The sequence below is a fragment of the Uliginosibacterium sp. sgz301328 genome (assembly GCF_041807905.1).
Lineage (GTDB): Bacteria > Pseudomonadota > Gammaproteobacteria > Burkholderiales > Rhodocyclaceae > JBGVSA01.
In genome coordinates this window covers 52,671-68,170 of sequence record NZ_JBGVSA010000004.1, presented here as the reverse complement: position 1 = coordinate 68,170, position 15,500 = coordinate 52,671, and the positions used below count along the sequence as shown (strand labels likewise).

The following is a 15,500-nucleotide window of genomic DNA, read 5'->3' as shown; positions in this document are numbered from 1 at the left end:
ATTCCTGGCGGGTTTGTCAGCGTCCCGCCAAGTCTACTGACACCATGCTGTCAGCAGCCCCCCTTCAAAGTGGCGCCTCTTCTTCACCGCACAAGGAGTGCTGCCATGCGAAACGCCCTCAACTGGTTCGAGATTCCCGCCACCGATTTCCAACGCGCCCGCGGCTTCTACCAGACCATCCTCGACGTCGACATGCCAATCGAGAGCATGCCGAACTGCCGACTGGCGCTGTTCCCGTACCGCGAGCCAGGTGTGGGCGGGGCGGTCGTTGAAATGGACAAGATGAAGCCGGGACAAGACGGCGTGAAGGTCTATCTGAACGGCGGCAACGACATGCGCCCGATCCTCGATCGCATCGAGGACGCCGGTGGCAAGATCATGCTGCCACGCCAGCAGATCAGCCCGGAGATTGGCTACATCGCACTCTTCGCCGACACCGAAGGCAATCTCATCGGCCTGCACTCGCCGAACTGAACCGGCCGCAGCGCAGTAATATGCCGACTCCCCGCCACTGATCCCCTGCCATGCGCCGTGCCGACCGCCTCTATCGCCTCGTCGAACTGCTGCGCAGCCGCCACAGCGTGACAGGTGCATGGCTGGCCGATCAGTTGCAGATATCGCTGCGCACGCTCTATCGCGACATCCAGGATCTGTCGCTGTCGGGCGTGCCCATCGAAGGCGAAGCCGGCGTGGGCTACCGCCTGCGCCACCGTGTCGACCTGCCGCCATTGCAGTTCGACACGGATGAGATCGAAGCGCTCATCATCGGCTCGCGTATGGTGCAGGCCTGGGGCGACGAGGAACTTGCCCGCGCGGCGACCGCTGCACTCGCCAAGATCCACAACGCACTACCGGAAGAACGCCGGCGCGAAGTCGACGCCGCACGTCTCTTCGTGCCGCCCATCGAATACGCTGCCCGCCCACGCTGGCTCGGCGAACTACGCACCGCCGTGCGTCAGCGCCGCGTCGCGCACATGCAGTACATGCGCGAAGACAAAGCCGAATCGGAGCGCACTGTGTGGCCGCTCGGTCTGTTCTTCTGGGGTCAGAACTGGACGCTGGTGGGCTGGTGCCTGCTGCGCGACGACTTCCGCCACTTCCGCGTCGACCGCATCCAGCATCTGCGGGTCGACAACGACCGCTATCCCGACGTGCGCGGTCGGCGCCTTACTGACTTCTTCGACTGGCTGACGGCTACCGGAAAAACAAAGGCATGACACTTGGCCCATTACGGCCTCGTGACTGCCTCAAGGTGGGCGATCCACCGCACCGCATGCTCGCGCGATTCGCCACACATGTCTTGCGCCGGCTGCAAGCCGGCACAACAGGCGGGTCGTTCCGGCTGACCGAAAATGCGACAACGCAGGTTTTCGTCGAGCTCCACGCACGGCACGCCGGCCGGCTTGCCGTGTGGCATGCCGGGGATCGGGGACGAGATCGAGGGGGCGATGCAGCAGGCCCCGCAGTGCGGGCGACAGTTCATGGGTGACACAAGGATTCAAATCTGCGAGGAAAGTGTTTGAACGTTTGTTCAAACGCTAGTCCGCGTGCGCGGCCCGTTCGCCCGTTGACCGTTTCAAAGCAACGGAGGGCCACGTAGGATGCCTCGCGGGGGATGTTCATGTTTGATCAGGAAATCTACTACAAGACCGCCAAGGGCCGCGCCGCGATCCAGAACGACGACACGCTGCCGCGACGCCTGCGTTCCGCCCTGCTGATGGTCAATGGCAAGACGCCGTGGTGCGAGCTGCGCCCGCAACTGGCGACGGTGGGCGACCCCGACACGATCATCTTTGAGCTCGGCCGTCGCGGGCTGGTGGAGTCCGATCACGAACTTCCACCCATGAGCCTGTTCCCGGAATTCGTCGGCAACGGTCGCGCCGCCTGAGGCGCTGCCCTCAAGCTTCGATTCCCAGCTCCGTCATCACGCGAGCCAGTTGTTCGCGCAGTCGGCTGACTTCTGCCTCCAGTGCTTCCACACGCTCGGCGAGCGGGCCAGCAGGTCCCGCAGCCGCTGGCGCCGCCACCGCCATGGCCGACAGATCCGGCTCGCCGGACAAGAGGTGCGTCCACCGGCTCTCGCGGCTACCGGGCGCGCGCGGCAGCATCATCACCAGTGCGCCATCGGCACGCTCGGCCAACTCTTCGAGAAAGGCTTCGACCGATGAGGCGTCGGCAAACTTGTGCAGCCGCTCGCTGTTGGCGCGCAGCTCTGCCGTCGTCTGCGGGCCACGCAGCATGAGCGTGGCGAGCAGCGCCACCGACTGGCTGGGCACATGGAGTACGCGATCCATGTTGTGCGCGTAGCGCGCCACGCGACTGCCGGAGGATTCGATCACCAACGTCTGCGCGCGCAGGCTGTCGATCGCCGAGAGGATTTCGCCTTCGCTGGCGTTCATCACCGGATCGCGGCTGGTCTTCTGGTTGCAGCCGGAGGCCAGCGCATTGACCGATAACGGGTAGGTATCGGGGACGGTACGTTGTTTCTCGACGAGGACGCCAAGGATGCGCGCTTCGAGCGCGGACAGCAGGGGAACGGGCATGATCGGGGCACGAACGAAACGACAACCGACCCTTTATACCTTGTCCCGGAGCCGCCTGCATGCGCCACGTCGTCAGGCGGCCAGTCGCCCTTCCGGTTTGTTCGCGCCACGTTCGGCACGCAGCACGGCTTCGGCGTCGAGACTGCGGATCGGCACGCCAGCATCGCGCGGGATGTGGCCAGCCAATTGCAGCGACAGATAACGCATGCAACTCACGCGAAGGAATGAACTGAAGTTGCCCAGGTCGCTCAGATCCGCACCAGTCTGCACCAGTTCGTCATGCAGCCGAGTGATGAGCTGATTGAGCGACAGGCCGTCGCGTTCGCCAATCTCGGCGAGTATTTTCCAGAAGAAGTTCTCCAGCCGGATGCTGGTCGCCACGCCATGCAGGCGCAGCGAACGCGAGCGTGCGCGATAGAAATCGGGGTCTGCGCCGACGAACAATCTGCACATGCGAGCCTCTCTCCGTGGGGCAGCGTCGAATGCGCCGCTCGGTTCAATCTAGCAGGCCGCGCGGATATGTGCGCTGCGGATCGGGAGAAGCCCGACCCGCGAGGTCAGCGGCAGAGCGCCGTCGAGGCGAGGTGTTCGAACAGGCTGCCACCGCGCGGCAGACTCGCGTCGCCGGTCTTGAAGCCTTCAGCGATCCAGCGCATCGGCAATATCGACATGCCATGCACACCAGGCGTGGTCCACAGCACGACACGCCGCGCCGGCCCCACCCACGCGACGGAGCCGATCCGCTCGCCCAGGTCGGGCAGGTTGCAGGTGAGCGGACTGCCGATCTGCAGGGATTCAGCCTGCTGCGAGGGTTCTGGCTCGTAGGGCAGATATTCCGGCGCGCGGGCAATGCGCAGGCGCGTCGTCTCCGGCACGCTGCGCCAGCGCAGTCCGGGGCGAGCGGCTATCGGCTGTACTTCGGGAAGCGGTTGATTCCGGATCATGGCCGTATGCATATCGAGGCACGGCCCCAGCGCCTGATGGCGTCCGGCCTCGTCCAGCCCAACGAGTGCAAGACCGGCGTCCAGGCGCTTGACCAGATCCGGCAGCGCCTTGGCGAGCGCATCGCGCGCCTCGGGCGTGTTCACGTCCTGGCAGCTCTGCACAAGGCGGTGAGCGGATTCGAGCAGGCTGCGCCAGATGTCAGAGCGCTCGCCTCGGGCGGTGAGCGCGCCGATCAGCACGCGCACCCAGTAGTAGCGCAGAAAGTTGGTCACCGACGTCGGCACGTTGCCTTCCAGCATGGCTCGCAGCGCTTGCGAGGCGAGCCGCGCAGCACCTTCGCGCTGTTCTTCTCGCTGTGCCACCGCAATGAACGGTTCGGCTTCGGCTGCCAGTGCTGCGATGGCAGCGTCATGGCGCGCATTGATGGCGGCGAGAGCTTCGCTGAAGGCCGGCGCGTCGATGGTGCGGCGACGCTCCAGCACGTCGATGATGGCGTGCAGCGCGGCCAGTTCGGAATGCGGCAGATTGCGGCCGATGGTCGCCGCCCCCAACGTATCGATCAGCAGGCGTGCCGGGTGGTCGGTGCGCAGCATCACGCCTTCATCCGTCAGTGCCAGCCGCAGGACGGGGATCTGCAATCGCCCGATCAGTCCCTTGATGACCGGCGGCAGGGACGGGTCGGCATAGAGCGTCTCGAACACTTGGCTGACAGCTTCGAGCGAAGCACGTGTCGACACGCTGAGCAGGCCCGACAAGCCGGCCGCGCCCAGTCCTTGCAGGGGTGTTTCCGATGGCTGCCCGGCACGCTGCGCCTGCTGGTCGGCCAGCCATGACAGAACTTGTTCGCGCAGCGCCGCCGACAGCCCGGGATCGAGCGAATGGCTCGTCATGGCCTCGTGGGCACCGGCGGCCACCAGACGCTGCTGGAGTTGTTGCAGCGAACCGCCGGGCGGCAGTTCGGGCGGCGCAGCGGGCGCACTGCGCGGCCGCCCATACAGGCTGCCGGCCACGCCCGCCAGCTCAAAGCGTTCATTGAGCTTGCGATACAACTGACGCAGCATGGCGCCAAACGGCGCCTCGGCGCGCACCAGCATATGCAGGCGCATGTCGGGCTCCAGCCCGGCTTCTTCGACGATGGCACGCAATGCGGCACAGGCCGCGTCCGGTCCGACGGGGGTCTGTTCGTCGCTGGCGTCGCGCTGATCGAGCAATCGCACGAAGCGCATATGCAGCGGATGGAGTTCTTCTTCGGTCAGCTCGCGCAGGCGGCGAGCGAGGTCGGTCAGGCGGATCGAAAATTCGAGGTCGGCTTCATGCAGCAGGCTGATGCGCGATGCCGTCAGGCTGCGCGCCATTTCGAACCCGCGCCGGTCCTTGAGCCGTGCCAGTTCATCAAAGCACTCTCCAGCGGCCGTGGCACCGATTTCGACCACATCGGGCATCGAGAATCCGATGGTGCGCAAGCATTGGCGCAACCCATCCAGCAGTTCGCCTCGCGCTTCGGCCAGAAGCTTGTCGCGTAGCGAGGAGGGAAGCGAAGAATTGTTCGTGGGCAGCATGGGCCAATCGACTATATGTGTGGCCCTGCGCGATGGCAAGTGATTCGCCTTTCCGCCGTGACGAACGTCTCTTGAGCCGCCGTCATGGCAGGTCAGGAAGCGTGCTGAACCGTTCGTATCACGCTTGAAGTCCGTGACGGACGGGCCGCTGGCATCGCGTCAACCGGCGCGTGTACGATGAACGATGGAAGGCACCAGCCGCGGCAGGCCGGAATCGATTCGCACGCGCACGCCGCGGTATTTCATCAGGTAGCGCAAGAGCACGAGCGCCGCCGCGATGCCGGATGCCGCACCCACCGCCAACGCCCAGCGCGGCCCGAAGGTGTCCGCAACCCAGCCTACGATCGGCGCCCCGACGGGCGTGCTGCCCAGCGAGATCGCCAGCAGGATCGCAATCACCCGGCCGCGCAGCGCGGGCTCGGTCGACAACTGGACAAGGCTGTTGGTCGAGGTCGTGATCGTCTGTGCCGACAGACCGACGACCACCAGCGCCATACCGAACAGCACGTAATGCGGCATCGATGCCGCGACGGCACACGCGACTCCGAACACGCTCGCCCCGGTCAGCAACAGCGAAATGCGCGGGCGTGCGCGACGGGCGGCCATGAGCGCACCGGTCACGGAGCCAATGGCCATCGCCGATGACAGCAGCCCGTACTGTCCCGCGCCACCGTGGAACACGGTGACCGACATGGTCGAGATGAAGATCGGGAAGTTCAGGCCGAACGTGCCCACCAACAGCAGCGCGAACAGCGCAGCGCGCAGGTCGGGGCGCCCCCATACATAACGGAAACCCTCCGCGAGGCCATTCTTGGCCTGGCGTGCGGCAGGACGCGGATGCAACTCTCCGGCACGCAGACGGAACAAGGAAACCAGTACCGCCACAAAGGACACGGCGTTGATGAGGAACACCCACCCGCTGCCCACGGCGGCGATCAGCACGCCGGCCATGGCGGGGCCGATCATGCGCGCGGCATTGAACGACGTGGAGTTGAGCGCGACCGCGTTGGCAAGGTCGGCCTGCCCGACCAATTCGGAAACGAAGGTGTGGCGAGCGGGGCCATCAAAGGCCGACGCGCATCCGAGCAGAAATGCGAAAACGTACACATGCCATAGCTGTACGAGTCCGGTGATGGTCAGTATCGACAGGGCGAGTGCGAGCGCACCCATTGTCGCTTGCGTCGCGATGAGCAGCTTGCGGCGGTCGAGGCGGTCGGCAGCAAGCCCGGTCAGCGGCAGCAACAACAGTTGCGGGCCAAATTGCAGCGCCATGACGATCCCCACCGCGGTCGCGCTGCGATGAGTCAGTTCGGCAAGCACGATCCAATCCTGCGCCGTACGCTGCATCCACGTTCCGACGTTGGACACCAGCGCACCCGCCGCCCAGAGTCGGTAGTTGTAGTTGCCAAGGGAGCGGAATGTGCTGCGGTCCATGGGGCTATTCCTTCGTGCGGTCCTCAGGTGTTCTGCGTTCTTTCGAGCAGGGCGAGTATTTCGTCGGTCGTGCCGGTTTCTCCCAGGCGCGGAAAGATGCGTGTGACGCTGTTGATATGGGCGTCGGCGTTGGTGTCGGTCATCGCGTCGACGGCCAGCGTCACGTTCAGTCCAAGCTCATGAGCCTGCCGCGCGGTGGACTCCACGCCGATACTCGTCGAGATGCCGGCCAGCACGATGTGCGTCACGCCGCGATCTGCCAGCAGCGCCTTCAGCCGGGTGTCGGTGAATGCGCCCCAGGTCCGCTTGGTGACAAGGAGGTCGCTCGGTTGTTGATCGAGTCCGGGCACGAGCACAGCCCAATCCGGTGGGTACGCGTCGGTACGCCGTGGCTGCTCCGTGCGGCCGGGAGCACCGCCCGCCACATTCACCAGCACCACCGGCAGCCCGCGCCGGCGGAACGCCGCTGCGAGCCGGGCGCCGCGCGCGACGATATCGTCTGCCGGATGCGCGGTGGGCAGCGCGACGATGCCGCGCTGGAGATCGATGAGGACCAGTGCGGTGTGCGGGTCGAGCGTAGTGACGGACATTGGGACTCCCATTATTCGACGAGGCGCTTGAGCAGATCGACGCCACGCGCCAGTTGTTTTTGTTCCGTGGCAGAGAATTTCGACTGGATGCTCTGCACCAGCCAGTCCTCGCGCGCGGCCCGCAGTTGCCGGATGTATTTGCGCGCCTCGGAGGTCAGCGACAGCAGTGTGCGACGCCCGTCAGTCGGGTCGGGTGCGCCACTGACCAGTCCTGCGTCCATCAACACCGTGACGATGGCACCCATCGATTGCGACCGCATGCCTTCGGCCTGCGCCATCGCAGTCACGGTGGACGTACCTTCGCGCTCCAGGTGCATGAGCGCGGATCGCTGCGCATCATTGAGGCCCTGCGTATCCGCAGCCTCGCGCAATTTGCGGCGCAACTTGCCCACGAGCACGCGCAGATCGACCGCAACGCTCTGGGTGTTCGGGGACTCGACGCTATCGGGCTTGTCGCTCAAGATGGCTCCGCTACTTATCCAGTCAAACTACGAAGTTAAACTTAGTAGTTGAACTTTACGCTTCCATCGTCCATAGCGGAAGTCCGGACTTGTAACAGGGCGTACCGCATCGCCTGCGAGGGCACGGCAAGTCCAGGGCGTTCGCGCGATAATGGCGACCGTGCCGACCCGACTCATCACTGCCGACGCTTCAGACTTCCGCATCGCCCGGTACGCGACGGCGGCGACCGTGCTGTCGGTGGCCGAAGCCGCCATCCCTACGCCCCTGCCGGGCGTGAAGCCGGGGCTGGCGAACATCGTCGTGTTGCTGGTGCTGTCGCGCCATGGCTGGCGCGAGGCCGCTTGGGTAGCGCTGCTGCGTGTGCTCGCGGGGGGCCTGCTGCTCGGGCAGTTCATGGCGTCCGGCTTCTTCCTGAGCCTGGCCGGCAGCCTGACGAGCCTTGCCGTGCTGGCCGTCGCCGCGCGTTTGCCAGCACGGTGGTTCGGCCCGGTGTCGCTGAGCATCCTTGCCGCTTTCGCGCATATCGGTGGGCAACTGATGCTGGCACGCTTGTGGCTGGTGCCGCACGAGGGCCTGTGGGCTCTGTCTCCCGTGTTTGCGGCGGCGGCATTACTATTCGGGACCATCAACGGGCTCGTGACAGCCCGCCTGCTCGACGAGAAACCATGAAAACCATCGCTGTCGCCCTGACCGGCGCCTCGGGCATGCCCTACGGCCTGCGATTGATCGAATGCTTGCTGCAGGCAGATTGCCGCGTGCAGGTGCTGTATTCGCAGGTTGCTCAGATCGTCGCTCGACAGGAGATGGATATCGCGCTCCCGTCGCGTGCGTCGGAGGCCCGGACCTGGTTGATGGAACGGTACGGCGCGCCGGAAGATCGGCTTCAGGTGTACGGACGCGAAGAGTGGTTTGCGCCGCTGGCATCGGGTTCCAATCCTCCGGACGCGATGGCGGTGTGCCCGTGCACGATGGGCACGCTCGCGGCAATTGCCGCCGGACTGTCCAACAACCTCATCGAGCGCGCAGCGGATGTCTGCCTGAAAGAACGCCGTACGCTGGTGCTGGTGCCGCGCGAAACACCGTTCTCGACCCTGCACCTCGAAAACATGCTGCGCCTGTCGCGCATGGGTGTGGTGATCCTGCCGCCATCGCCCGGCTTCTATCACCGGCCGCAACGCGTCGAAGATCTCGTCGATTTTGTCGTGGCGCGCGTTCTCGACCAGCTCGGCGTGCCGCACGCGTTGGTCGCGCGTTGGGGCGACGCCGACCAATAGCAGAACCGCGCCGGTTCTACGGTCCACCAAACAAAAAACGCGCAACGGCGGTTGCCCACCGTTGCGCGTCACATGCCCTGGCCGGGCACGAAATCGGATCAGCGCGCCTGCGTTGCCAGCGACGTTCCGACGATACGGCTGGCCGACTGGCGACCCGCCAGCGGCACGAACGCCAGCAGGAAGCCCAGCACCGCCAGCGAACCCACGTAGTGGGCCGGCGCCAGCTTGTCGACCTGCAGCCATGCCGTCAGCACCATCGGCGTGAGGCCGCCGAAGATCGCGTACGACACGTTGTACGAGAACGACAGACCCGAAAAGCGGATCGCCGCCGGGAACGCGCGCACGGCCACGTAGGGCACGGTAGCGATGCTGCCGACGAAGAAGCCCGCCACGCCATAGCTCAGGAACAGGCTCGAGTCGTTACCCGCGTTGTGATAGAAGAAATAGCTCGCCCCCAGCAGGCCGGCATAGCCGACCAGCATGGCAGGACGCACGCCGAAGCGGTCGCAGGCCCAGCCGAACACGATGCAACCGGCGGTCAGCGTCAGCGTAGCCAGCGCATTGGCCTGGGCGGCCAGCACCGGCGTGATGCCGTGCACTTTCTGCAGGTAGCCCGGCGTCATCAGGATCACCACCACGATGGCGGCCGACAGCACCCAGGTCAGCAGCATCGAAATGATGGTGCCGGACAGGTGACGCTTGATCTCTTCGAGCGGGAAACCCTTGGCCAGCGCCTTGCGGGCCTGCATTTCCTTGAAGATCGGCGTCTCTTCCAGGAAGCGGCGCAGATACACGGCCACAAAACCGAACACACCGCCGACGATGAACGGAATGCGCCACGCGAACGCGGCGACTTCTTCGGCCGAGTAGATCTTGTTGATGGCAACCGCCATCAACGAACCGAGCAGGATGCCGCCGGTCAGGCCGGAGGTCAGCGTACCGGTGGCAATGCCGATGCGGCTCGTCGGTACGTGCTCTGCCACGAACACCCACGCTCCGGGGACTTCTCCGCCAATGGCGGCGCCTTGCAGGATGCGGAAGAACAGCAGCAGCACAGGTGCGGCAAAACCGATCGTCTCGTAAGTGGGCAGCAGGCCGATCAGCAGCGTCGGCACGGCCATCAGGAAGATCGACAGCGTGAACATGCGCTTGCGTCCGAACAGGTCGCCGAAGTGCGCAATGATGATGCCGCCGAGCGGACGCGCCAGGTAGCCCGCGGCGAAAATGCCGTAGGTCTGCATCTGACGCAGCCAGTCAGGCATATCCGCAGGGAAGAACAGTTTGCCGACGACAGCGGCAAAGAATACGTAGATGACGAAATCGTAGAACTCGAGTGCGCCGCCCAGCGCGGAAAGCGAAAGAGTCTTGTAGTCGCTGCGGTTCAATGGCCGATGCAGCTCGGCCTCAGTAAATTCGGCTTGGCTCATGATGCTCAACAGTGAGAAAAGGGAGGCGGCTTGCGGCGGGATGGGTGGGCCACCGGCAGCGGCCTTGTTCTGCACCCGGGGGGTAGTGGGTGATGCGGGGCTGGACGGGATAGGTGTCCGCGCGATGAACGAGTCGGCTTGCTCAGCCAGTGAGCATTCTAACGGTTCTTGACTTATGTCGCGCTGTGGATACCCACAACATGCTGATAGTTACAGATTATTACGGCGCCGCGACAGGCCGTATCTGATAGCCGACTCAGAAACCAGAACCCGGCAGGAGAAGGAAAGCGCGTTCGTCATCGCTCGATGCGCGCCCGAGAATCACATTGCGGTGGGGAAAACGCCCAAAGCGTTCGATGATGACGAAGTGGCGGCGGGCGTAGTCACAGGTCTCGTCGAAACCTGCGTGCTCGCTTGCCAGCCGCTCGAAGGCCGCGACGCAGCGGTGCTGCACGGAGAGATCTTCGGCGTGTTCCAGCGGCAGGTACATGAAGATGCGCTCGATTGGATCGAGCCGCCGGTCCTCTCCCCGGGCCAGCGCCTCTTCGGCCAAAGCCAGGGCAAGGGCATCGCCTGCAAAGGCGCGCGGCGTGCCACGGAAGACGTTGCGGGTGAATTGGTCGAGGACGATGATGCGCGCCAGCCGCCCGCGCGGCGTGGCGTTCCATTCGGTGAGGTCGCCGGCCAGCGCAGCCTCGATCGTATCGCCGAAACGCGCCGCGATCGTCGCATCGAAGGACGCGTCCTTGACGAACCATTCGCGACGCTGGGTCAGCGGCGGCGCGCCGAACCAGAAATCCAGCACATCATCAGGCTGGCACGCCATGGCGCGCGTTACTCTGCGCCGTTCTTGGCAGGCGTCTTGCGGGCACGCGATGCGGCCGGCTTCTTGGCTGCCGGCGTTTTGGCTTCGCGCTTTTCAAACTCGAATCCGACCTTGCCGTCCTCGCCCCGCACCAGGAAGGCCGAGAACTTGCGCTTGGTGCGCGCCGAGACAAAACCCTTGAGCAGATCGGTGCGGCCGGTGTTGAGCAGCTTTTCCATCTGTTCGCGTTCGATGGGTTGCTGCAGGATGATCTTGCCCGAGCGGAAATCGCAGCTCTTGCCCGGCCCCACCGATTTTTCGCACACGTAGGCCATGCCCAGTTCGAACACGTTCGACCGACACTTGGGGCAGGGGCCCAGCGATTGCTGGTCGGAGAAATCCGGTGCCTCGCCGCCTTCTTCTTCGCGCGGCTGGCCGAAATCGAATTCGGGCAGCTTTTCGTCGTTGAGCTTGATCTCGGCGTTGAAGGCGCGGCCCATCTTGTTGCGGAAGCCCAACAGCGGACCGACGCGGCCGGTCGACAGCAACTCTTCGATCTCGGGGATCTCGAACTGGCGCCCGGCGACGATCTTCCACAGTGAGTAGTCGCACGACTGGCACTGGAATTTCTTGTAATTCTCTTTGATGACGCCGCCGCACTTGGGGCAGGGCGTCTTGAGCGTGACGAAGTCGCCCGGCACGGTGTCGGACTCGAACTTCTTGGCGCGCTCGACGATCTCGCGCGTCATGGACTCGATGTGATCCATGAATTCGGCACGCGACAGCGCACCCTTTTCCATCTGCGAGAGTTTGTATTCCCACTCGCCGGTCAGTTCCGGCGATGACAGTTCTTCGATGCCCAGGCCGTGCAGCAGGGTGATGAGCGAAAACGCCTTGGCGGTCGGGATCAGCTCGCGCCCTTCGCGCAGCATGTAGGTTTCGGCGATCAGGTTTTCGATGATCTGCGCGCGCGTGGCCGGTGTACCCAGCCCGCGCCCCGCCATGGCGGCACGCAGTTCTTCGTCGTCGACGAGCTTGCCCGCACCTTCCATGGCCGACAGCAGCGTGGCTTCGTTGAAGCGCGCCGGCGGCTTGGTCTGGTTGGCTTTGACGGTCACTTCATCGGTACTGACCGTCTCGCCCGGCTTGACCGCCACCAGTGAACCGGTGGCGCCTTCGTCGCCCTCGATCGCGGCTTCCTTGCCGTACACCGCCAGCCAGCCGGAATTGACCAGCACCTTACCTTCGGTCTTGAAGGCTTCGCCCTCGACACGCGTGATGCGGGTGGTGATCAGGTATTCGGCGGCCGGGTAGAACACCGCGATGAAGCGGCGCGTGACCAGATCGTAGATCTTGGCTTCGGCCTCGGACAGGTTCTTCGGATGCGTGCCGGTGGGCACGATGGCGAAGTGGTCCGAAATCTTGGCGTTGTTGAAGATGCGCTTGTTCGGCTTGACCCAGCCGTGCTTGATCACGTCGGCCGCGAGCTTTGAATACTGCTCCGGCAGCGAGCCGAGGATGGTCGGCACCTGGCCGACATAGTCCTCGGGCAGCGCGCGTGCATCGGTACGTGGGTAGGTCAGGACCTTGTGCTTTTCGTACAGGGCCTGCGCCAGTTGCAGCGTGGTGCGGGCCGAAAAACCGAAGCGCCCGTTGGCTTCGCGCTGCAGACTGGTCAGATCGAACAGCAGCGGCGAGAGCTGGTTCGACGGCTTGGACTCTTCTTCGACCTTGCCCGGCTTGCCTTCGCACTTGTCGACGATGGCCTGCGCCTGCTCGATCTTCCACAGGCGATGCGCGGTCGCGTGTTCATCGTCTTCGGGTTTCTTGAACGATTCGTTCAGCCAGCGGCCGACGTATTCGCCAGCCTCGGCGCCGAAACGGGCCTCGACCTCCCAGTAGTCGCGCGAGACGAACTTGCGGATGCGCTCTTCGCGCTCCACCACCAGCGCCAGCGTGGGCGTCTGCACGCGGCCGACCGTGGTCAGGTGAAAACCGCCGGTCTTGGAGTTGAAGGCGGTCATGGCCCGCGTGCCGTTGATGCCGATGAGCCAGTCGCTTTCGGCCCGGCACACGGCGGCTTCGCGCAGGCCGGACATCTCGTTGGATGTGCGCAGGCGCTGGAAACCGTCGCGGATCGCTTGCGGCGTCATCGATTGCAGCCACAGACGGCGGATCGGCTTGGCGGTGCCGGAATGCTCGGCGATGTAATTGAAGATCAGTTCGCCTTCGCGTCCCGCGTCACAGGCATTCACGAGGCCGGTGACTTCCTTGCGCTTGATGAGGCGTTCGAGCAGCTTGAGGCGCTCGGCGGTCTTTTCAATCGGATTCAGCTTGAAGTGCGGCGGAATCACCGGCAGGTGGGCGAAGCTCCATTTGCCGCGCTTGACTTCGAATTCGTCCGGCACAGCCAGTTCCAACAGGTGGCCGATCGCCGACGAGAGCACGTATTCGTCGCTCTCGAAGTAATCGCCCTGACGGGTGAAGCCGCCCAGCGCGCGCGCGATGTCCTGCGCAACGGAAGGCTTTTCGGCAATGATCAGCTGTTTGCTCATGCTCGGAAATTCGAAAAAGGGGGAACGCAAAGCGCCTTCGCACACCCGGCGGGGTGCGATGAGTGCGGCATGATAGGAGCGCGCTGCATAAAAGCGCAACACGGGCCATCAAACGACAATGCACCGTCGCCTGTCGCCGGACGGGCGGCGTCAATGTGACAACGGCCGGATTGACCGGCCGTTGCGCGCTTCGTTCAATGAACCGTCACCGCCTCGCTGCCATCGGGAAGATCATCGCCGTCTTCGACCTCTTCGGTCAGCAGTTCGTCGAGCACCAGCATGTCGAGATTGACTTGCTGTTGCCACAGCACCATCAGCACGATGATCTTGAACTGCGACAGCGACACCTCACCGCCAGGCAGGGCCATGGCGCGCTCGATGATCACTTCGCGCTGGCCCGCGTTGAGCACCCCCGAGGATTCCAGGAAGGCCAGAAAACCGCGGCACGAGGCATCCAGACAGGCCAGTTCCTCGTCGCTGAAGATGCGGAAAGCGCGACTATCACTATTGATGACGGGCGCCGGTTGCCCGGAGATCTCACGCAGGCCTTCGAGCCATTCGATGGCGTCGGAGATTTCTTCTTCTTCGAATCCGGCGGCGCTCAGCTTGCGGGCAAGCTGCTCGGGTTCGGCGGGACAAGCATCGGCGTAGCCGTACGTTTCAAACAGGTACACCAGGATGTCGATCATGCGTTTTGGCCCCTTTGGCGACCGTCGCCGGTCACCCAGAATCGATTCAATGAACTGCCACGGCTGCGGGCCCGGAAGCCCTACGACTGTTTTGAACAGATTCAATTGAGACGTTGATACCTGTTACCCGGCAAACGCGCTATGCGCCCATCGAGCTCCAGTGCCGTCAGGATGGCGAAGAGCGCATCTGGCGTCAAGCGTGCCCGGCCGAGCAGATTTTCCGCATCGACCGGGTCGAAACCCATGGCCAGAAGGACTTTTTCCGCGTCCTGCGACACAGGTGGGGGCGAAATCGCATTCGGCAATGGCACCGGCGCGGCGATCTGCCCCTGCCAACCCATCTCGTCGAGCACATCGGCGGCGCTTTCGACCAGTTTGGCCCCCTGCTTGATGAGCTGGTGGCACCCGCGCGAGAGCGGCGAATGGATCGACCCCGGAATCGCGAACACCTCCCGCCCCTGCTCGGCGGCCTGCCGGGCCGTGATCAGCGAGCCGCTGCCCACGGCCGCCTCCACCACCAGCACGCCGCGCGACAAGCCCGAGATGATGCGGTTGCGACGGGGGAAATTGTGCGACAGCGGAGGCATGCCGAGCGGGAATTCGCTCACGATCGCACCCGATTCGGCAATCGCCCGCGCCAGCGTTGCGTTGCGAGCCGGGTAGATGCGGTCGATACCGGTGCCGATCACCGCCACCGTGCTGGCGTCGCCCAGCAATGCGCCACGATGCGCCGCCGCGTCGATGCCGAGCGCCAGCCCGCTCACCACCGTCAGTCCCGCGCGAGAGAACGCCGTGGCGAACTGCTCGGCGTTGGAAACGCCCTGCGGCGTGGCGCTGCGTGCGCCGACCATGGCAATCGATGGACGATTGAGCAGTTCCAGCCGCCCCTTTACATATATGAGGCAGGGCGGGTCCGGCGTGTGCAGCAGGCTGGGCGGATAGGCCGGGTCGGCCAGCGTGATGATGCGATTGTCCGGCTCGTCGGCCCAGGCCAAGGCGGCTTCGATCTGGGCACGGCTGTCGGTGGATAACAGTTGCTGCGTCGGGCCCGGCCCGACGACCTGTTCGAGCGCTAGGCGGCCGGCGGCAAAGATGCGTTCAGGCAGGCCGAAAGCGGCCAGAAGATGGCGTTGACGCTCCGTCCCGATATCCGGGACGAGCGTCAGGCGTAGCCAGTGTTCGAGATCGTGCGAGGTGGATTCTGTCGGATGAGTCAC

At 64.5% G+C, this 15,500-nt stretch carries 17 protein-coding genes; 5 read left to right on the top strand and 12 right to left on the bottom strand.

Annotated features, from left to right (window positions below; genetic code table 11):
• The first annotated feature begins 105 nt into the window (after nt 1-105).
• Nucleotides 106-474 (top strand): VOC family protein, encoded by a 369-nt coding sequence (locus tag ACDA63_RS04255; RefSeq protein ID WP_373661940.1) that lies wholly within the window; start codon nt 106-108, stop codon nt 472-474.
• Nucleotides 475-524: 50 nt separating this feature from the next.
• Nucleotides 525-1,217, top strand: coding sequence for a helix-turn-helix transcriptional regulator (locus tag ACDA63_RS04250; RefSeq protein WP_373661939.1), 693 nt, complete (start codon nt 525-527; stop codon nt 1,215-1,217).
• A gap of 11 nt (nt 1,218-1,228) precedes the next feature.
• Here the strand turns inward: ACDA63_RS04250 and ACDA63_RS04245 are convergent, their stop codons facing one another.
• Nucleotides 1,229-1,483, bottom strand: coding sequence for a YkgJ family cysteine cluster protein (locus ACDA63_RS04245; RefSeq protein WP_373661938.1), 255 nt, complete (start codon nt 1,481-1,483; stop codon nt 1,229-1,231).
• 138 nt (nt 1,484-1,621) lie between these two features.
• Here ACDA63_RS04245 and ACDA63_RS04240 point away from each other — a divergent pair, with 138 nt between their 5' ends.
• Nucleotides 1,622-1,888 carry a hypothetical protein gene (locus ACDA63_RS04240; RefSeq protein ID WP_373661937.1) on the top strand — a complete coding sequence of 89 codons (267 nt, stop codon included), beginning with the start codon at nt 1,622-1,624 and terminating at the stop codon, nt 1,886-1,888.
• A 10-nt stretch (nt 1,889-1,898) separates the two neighbouring features.
• On the opposite strand, the gene ACDA63_RS04235 is transcribed toward ACDA63_RS04240, so the two are convergent.
• From ACDA63_RS04235 to ACDA63_RS04210, 6 genes are all read right to left on the bottom strand, one after another.
• Complete coding sequence (locus ACDA63_RS04235; protein WP_373661936.1) at nt 1,899-2,543, bottom strand: YceH family protein; 645 nt, start codon at nt 2,541-2,543, stop codon at nt 1,899-1,901.
• Between the two features lie 72 nt (nt 2,544-2,615).
• Nucleotides 2,616-2,996 carry a ribbon-helix-helix domain-containing protein gene (locus tag ACDA63_RS04230; RefSeq protein ID WP_373661935.1) on the bottom strand — a complete coding sequence of 127 codons (381 nt, stop codon included), beginning with the start codon at nt 2,994-2,996 and terminating at the stop codon, nt 2,616-2,618.
• Nucleotides 2,997-3,100: 104 nt separating this feature from the next.
• Nucleotides 3,101-5,047 (bottom strand): DUF1631 family protein, encoded by a 1,947-nt coding sequence (locus ACDA63_RS04225; protein WP_373661934.1) that lies wholly within the window; start codon nt 5,045-5,047, stop codon nt 3,101-3,103.
• A gap of 159 nt (nt 5,048-5,206) precedes the next feature.
• A complete protein-coding gene (locus ACDA63_RS04220) occupies nt 5,207-6,481 on the bottom strand; it encodes an MFS transporter (protein WP_373661933.1) in 1,275 nt (424 codons plus the stop codon).
• 23 nt (nt 6,482-6,504) lie between these two features.
• The gene (locus ACDA63_RS04215) at nt 6,505-7,071 is read right to left on the bottom strand and encodes an isochorismatase family protein (protein WP_373661932.1); all 567 of its coding nucleotides are present in this window, start codon (nt 7,069-7,071) and stop codon (nt 6,505-6,507) included.
• A gap of 11 nt (nt 7,072-7,082) precedes the next feature.
• Nucleotides 7,083-7,532: a MarR family winged helix-turn-helix transcriptional regulator gene (locus ACDA63_RS04210; RefSeq protein ID WP_373661931.1), complete on the bottom strand. Its 450-nt coding sequence runs from the start codon at nt 7,530-7,532 to the stop codon at nt 7,083-7,085.
• 229 nt (nt 7,533-7,761) lie between these two features.
• Between ACDA63_RS04210 and ACDA63_RS04205 the strand changes: the two genes are divergently transcribed.
• Nucleotides 7,762-8,202 carry a Gx transporter family protein gene (locus ACDA63_RS04205; protein ID WP_373662105.1) on the top strand — a complete coding sequence of 147 codons (441 nt, stop codon included), beginning with the start codon at nt 7,762-7,764 and terminating at the stop codon, nt 8,200-8,202.
• Entirely contained in the window at nt 8,199-8,807 is a 609-nt protein-coding gene (locus ACDA63_RS04200; protein WP_373661930.1) for a flavin prenyltransferase UbiX, read from the top strand. Before ACDA63_RS04205 ends, ACDA63_RS04200 begins: the two co-directional genes overlap by 4 nt.
• A gap of 98 nt (nt 8,808-8,905) precedes the next feature.
• Here the strand turns inward: ACDA63_RS04200 and ACDA63_RS04195 are convergent, their stop codons facing one another.
• The 5 genes from ACDA63_RS04195 to dprA all read right to left on the bottom strand — a co-directional run bounded on the left by ACDA63_RS04195 (nt 8,906) and on the right by dprA (nt 15,500).
• Nucleotides 8,906-10,234 carry an MFS transporter gene (locus ACDA63_RS04195; RefSeq protein WP_373661929.1) on the bottom strand — a complete coding sequence of 443 codons (1,329 nt, stop codon included), beginning with the start codon at nt 10,232-10,234 and terminating at the stop codon, nt 8,906-8,908.
• A gap of 256 nt (nt 10,235-10,490) precedes the next feature.
• A complete protein-coding gene (locus ACDA63_RS04190; protein WP_373661928.1) occupies nt 10,491-11,060 on the bottom strand; it encodes a DUF924 family protein in 570 nt (189 codons plus the stop codon).
• Nucleotides 11,061-11,068: 8 nt separating this feature from the next.
• Entirely contained in the window at nt 11,069-13,594 is a 2,526-nt protein-coding gene (locus tag ACDA63_RS04185; protein WP_373661927.1) for a DNA topoisomerase III, read from the bottom strand.
• A 194-nt stretch (nt 13,595-13,788) separates the two neighbouring features.
• Nucleotides 13,789-14,283 (bottom strand): DUF494 family protein, encoded by a 495-nt coding sequence (locus ACDA63_RS04180; RefSeq protein WP_373661926.1) that lies wholly within the window; start codon nt 14,281-14,283, stop codon nt 13,789-13,791.
• 101 nt (nt 14,284-14,384) lie between these two features.
• A complete protein-coding gene (gene dprA / locus ACDA63_RS04175; RefSeq protein WP_373661925.1) occupies nt 14,385-15,500 on the bottom strand; it encodes a DNA-processing protein DprA in 1,116 nt (371 codons plus the stop codon).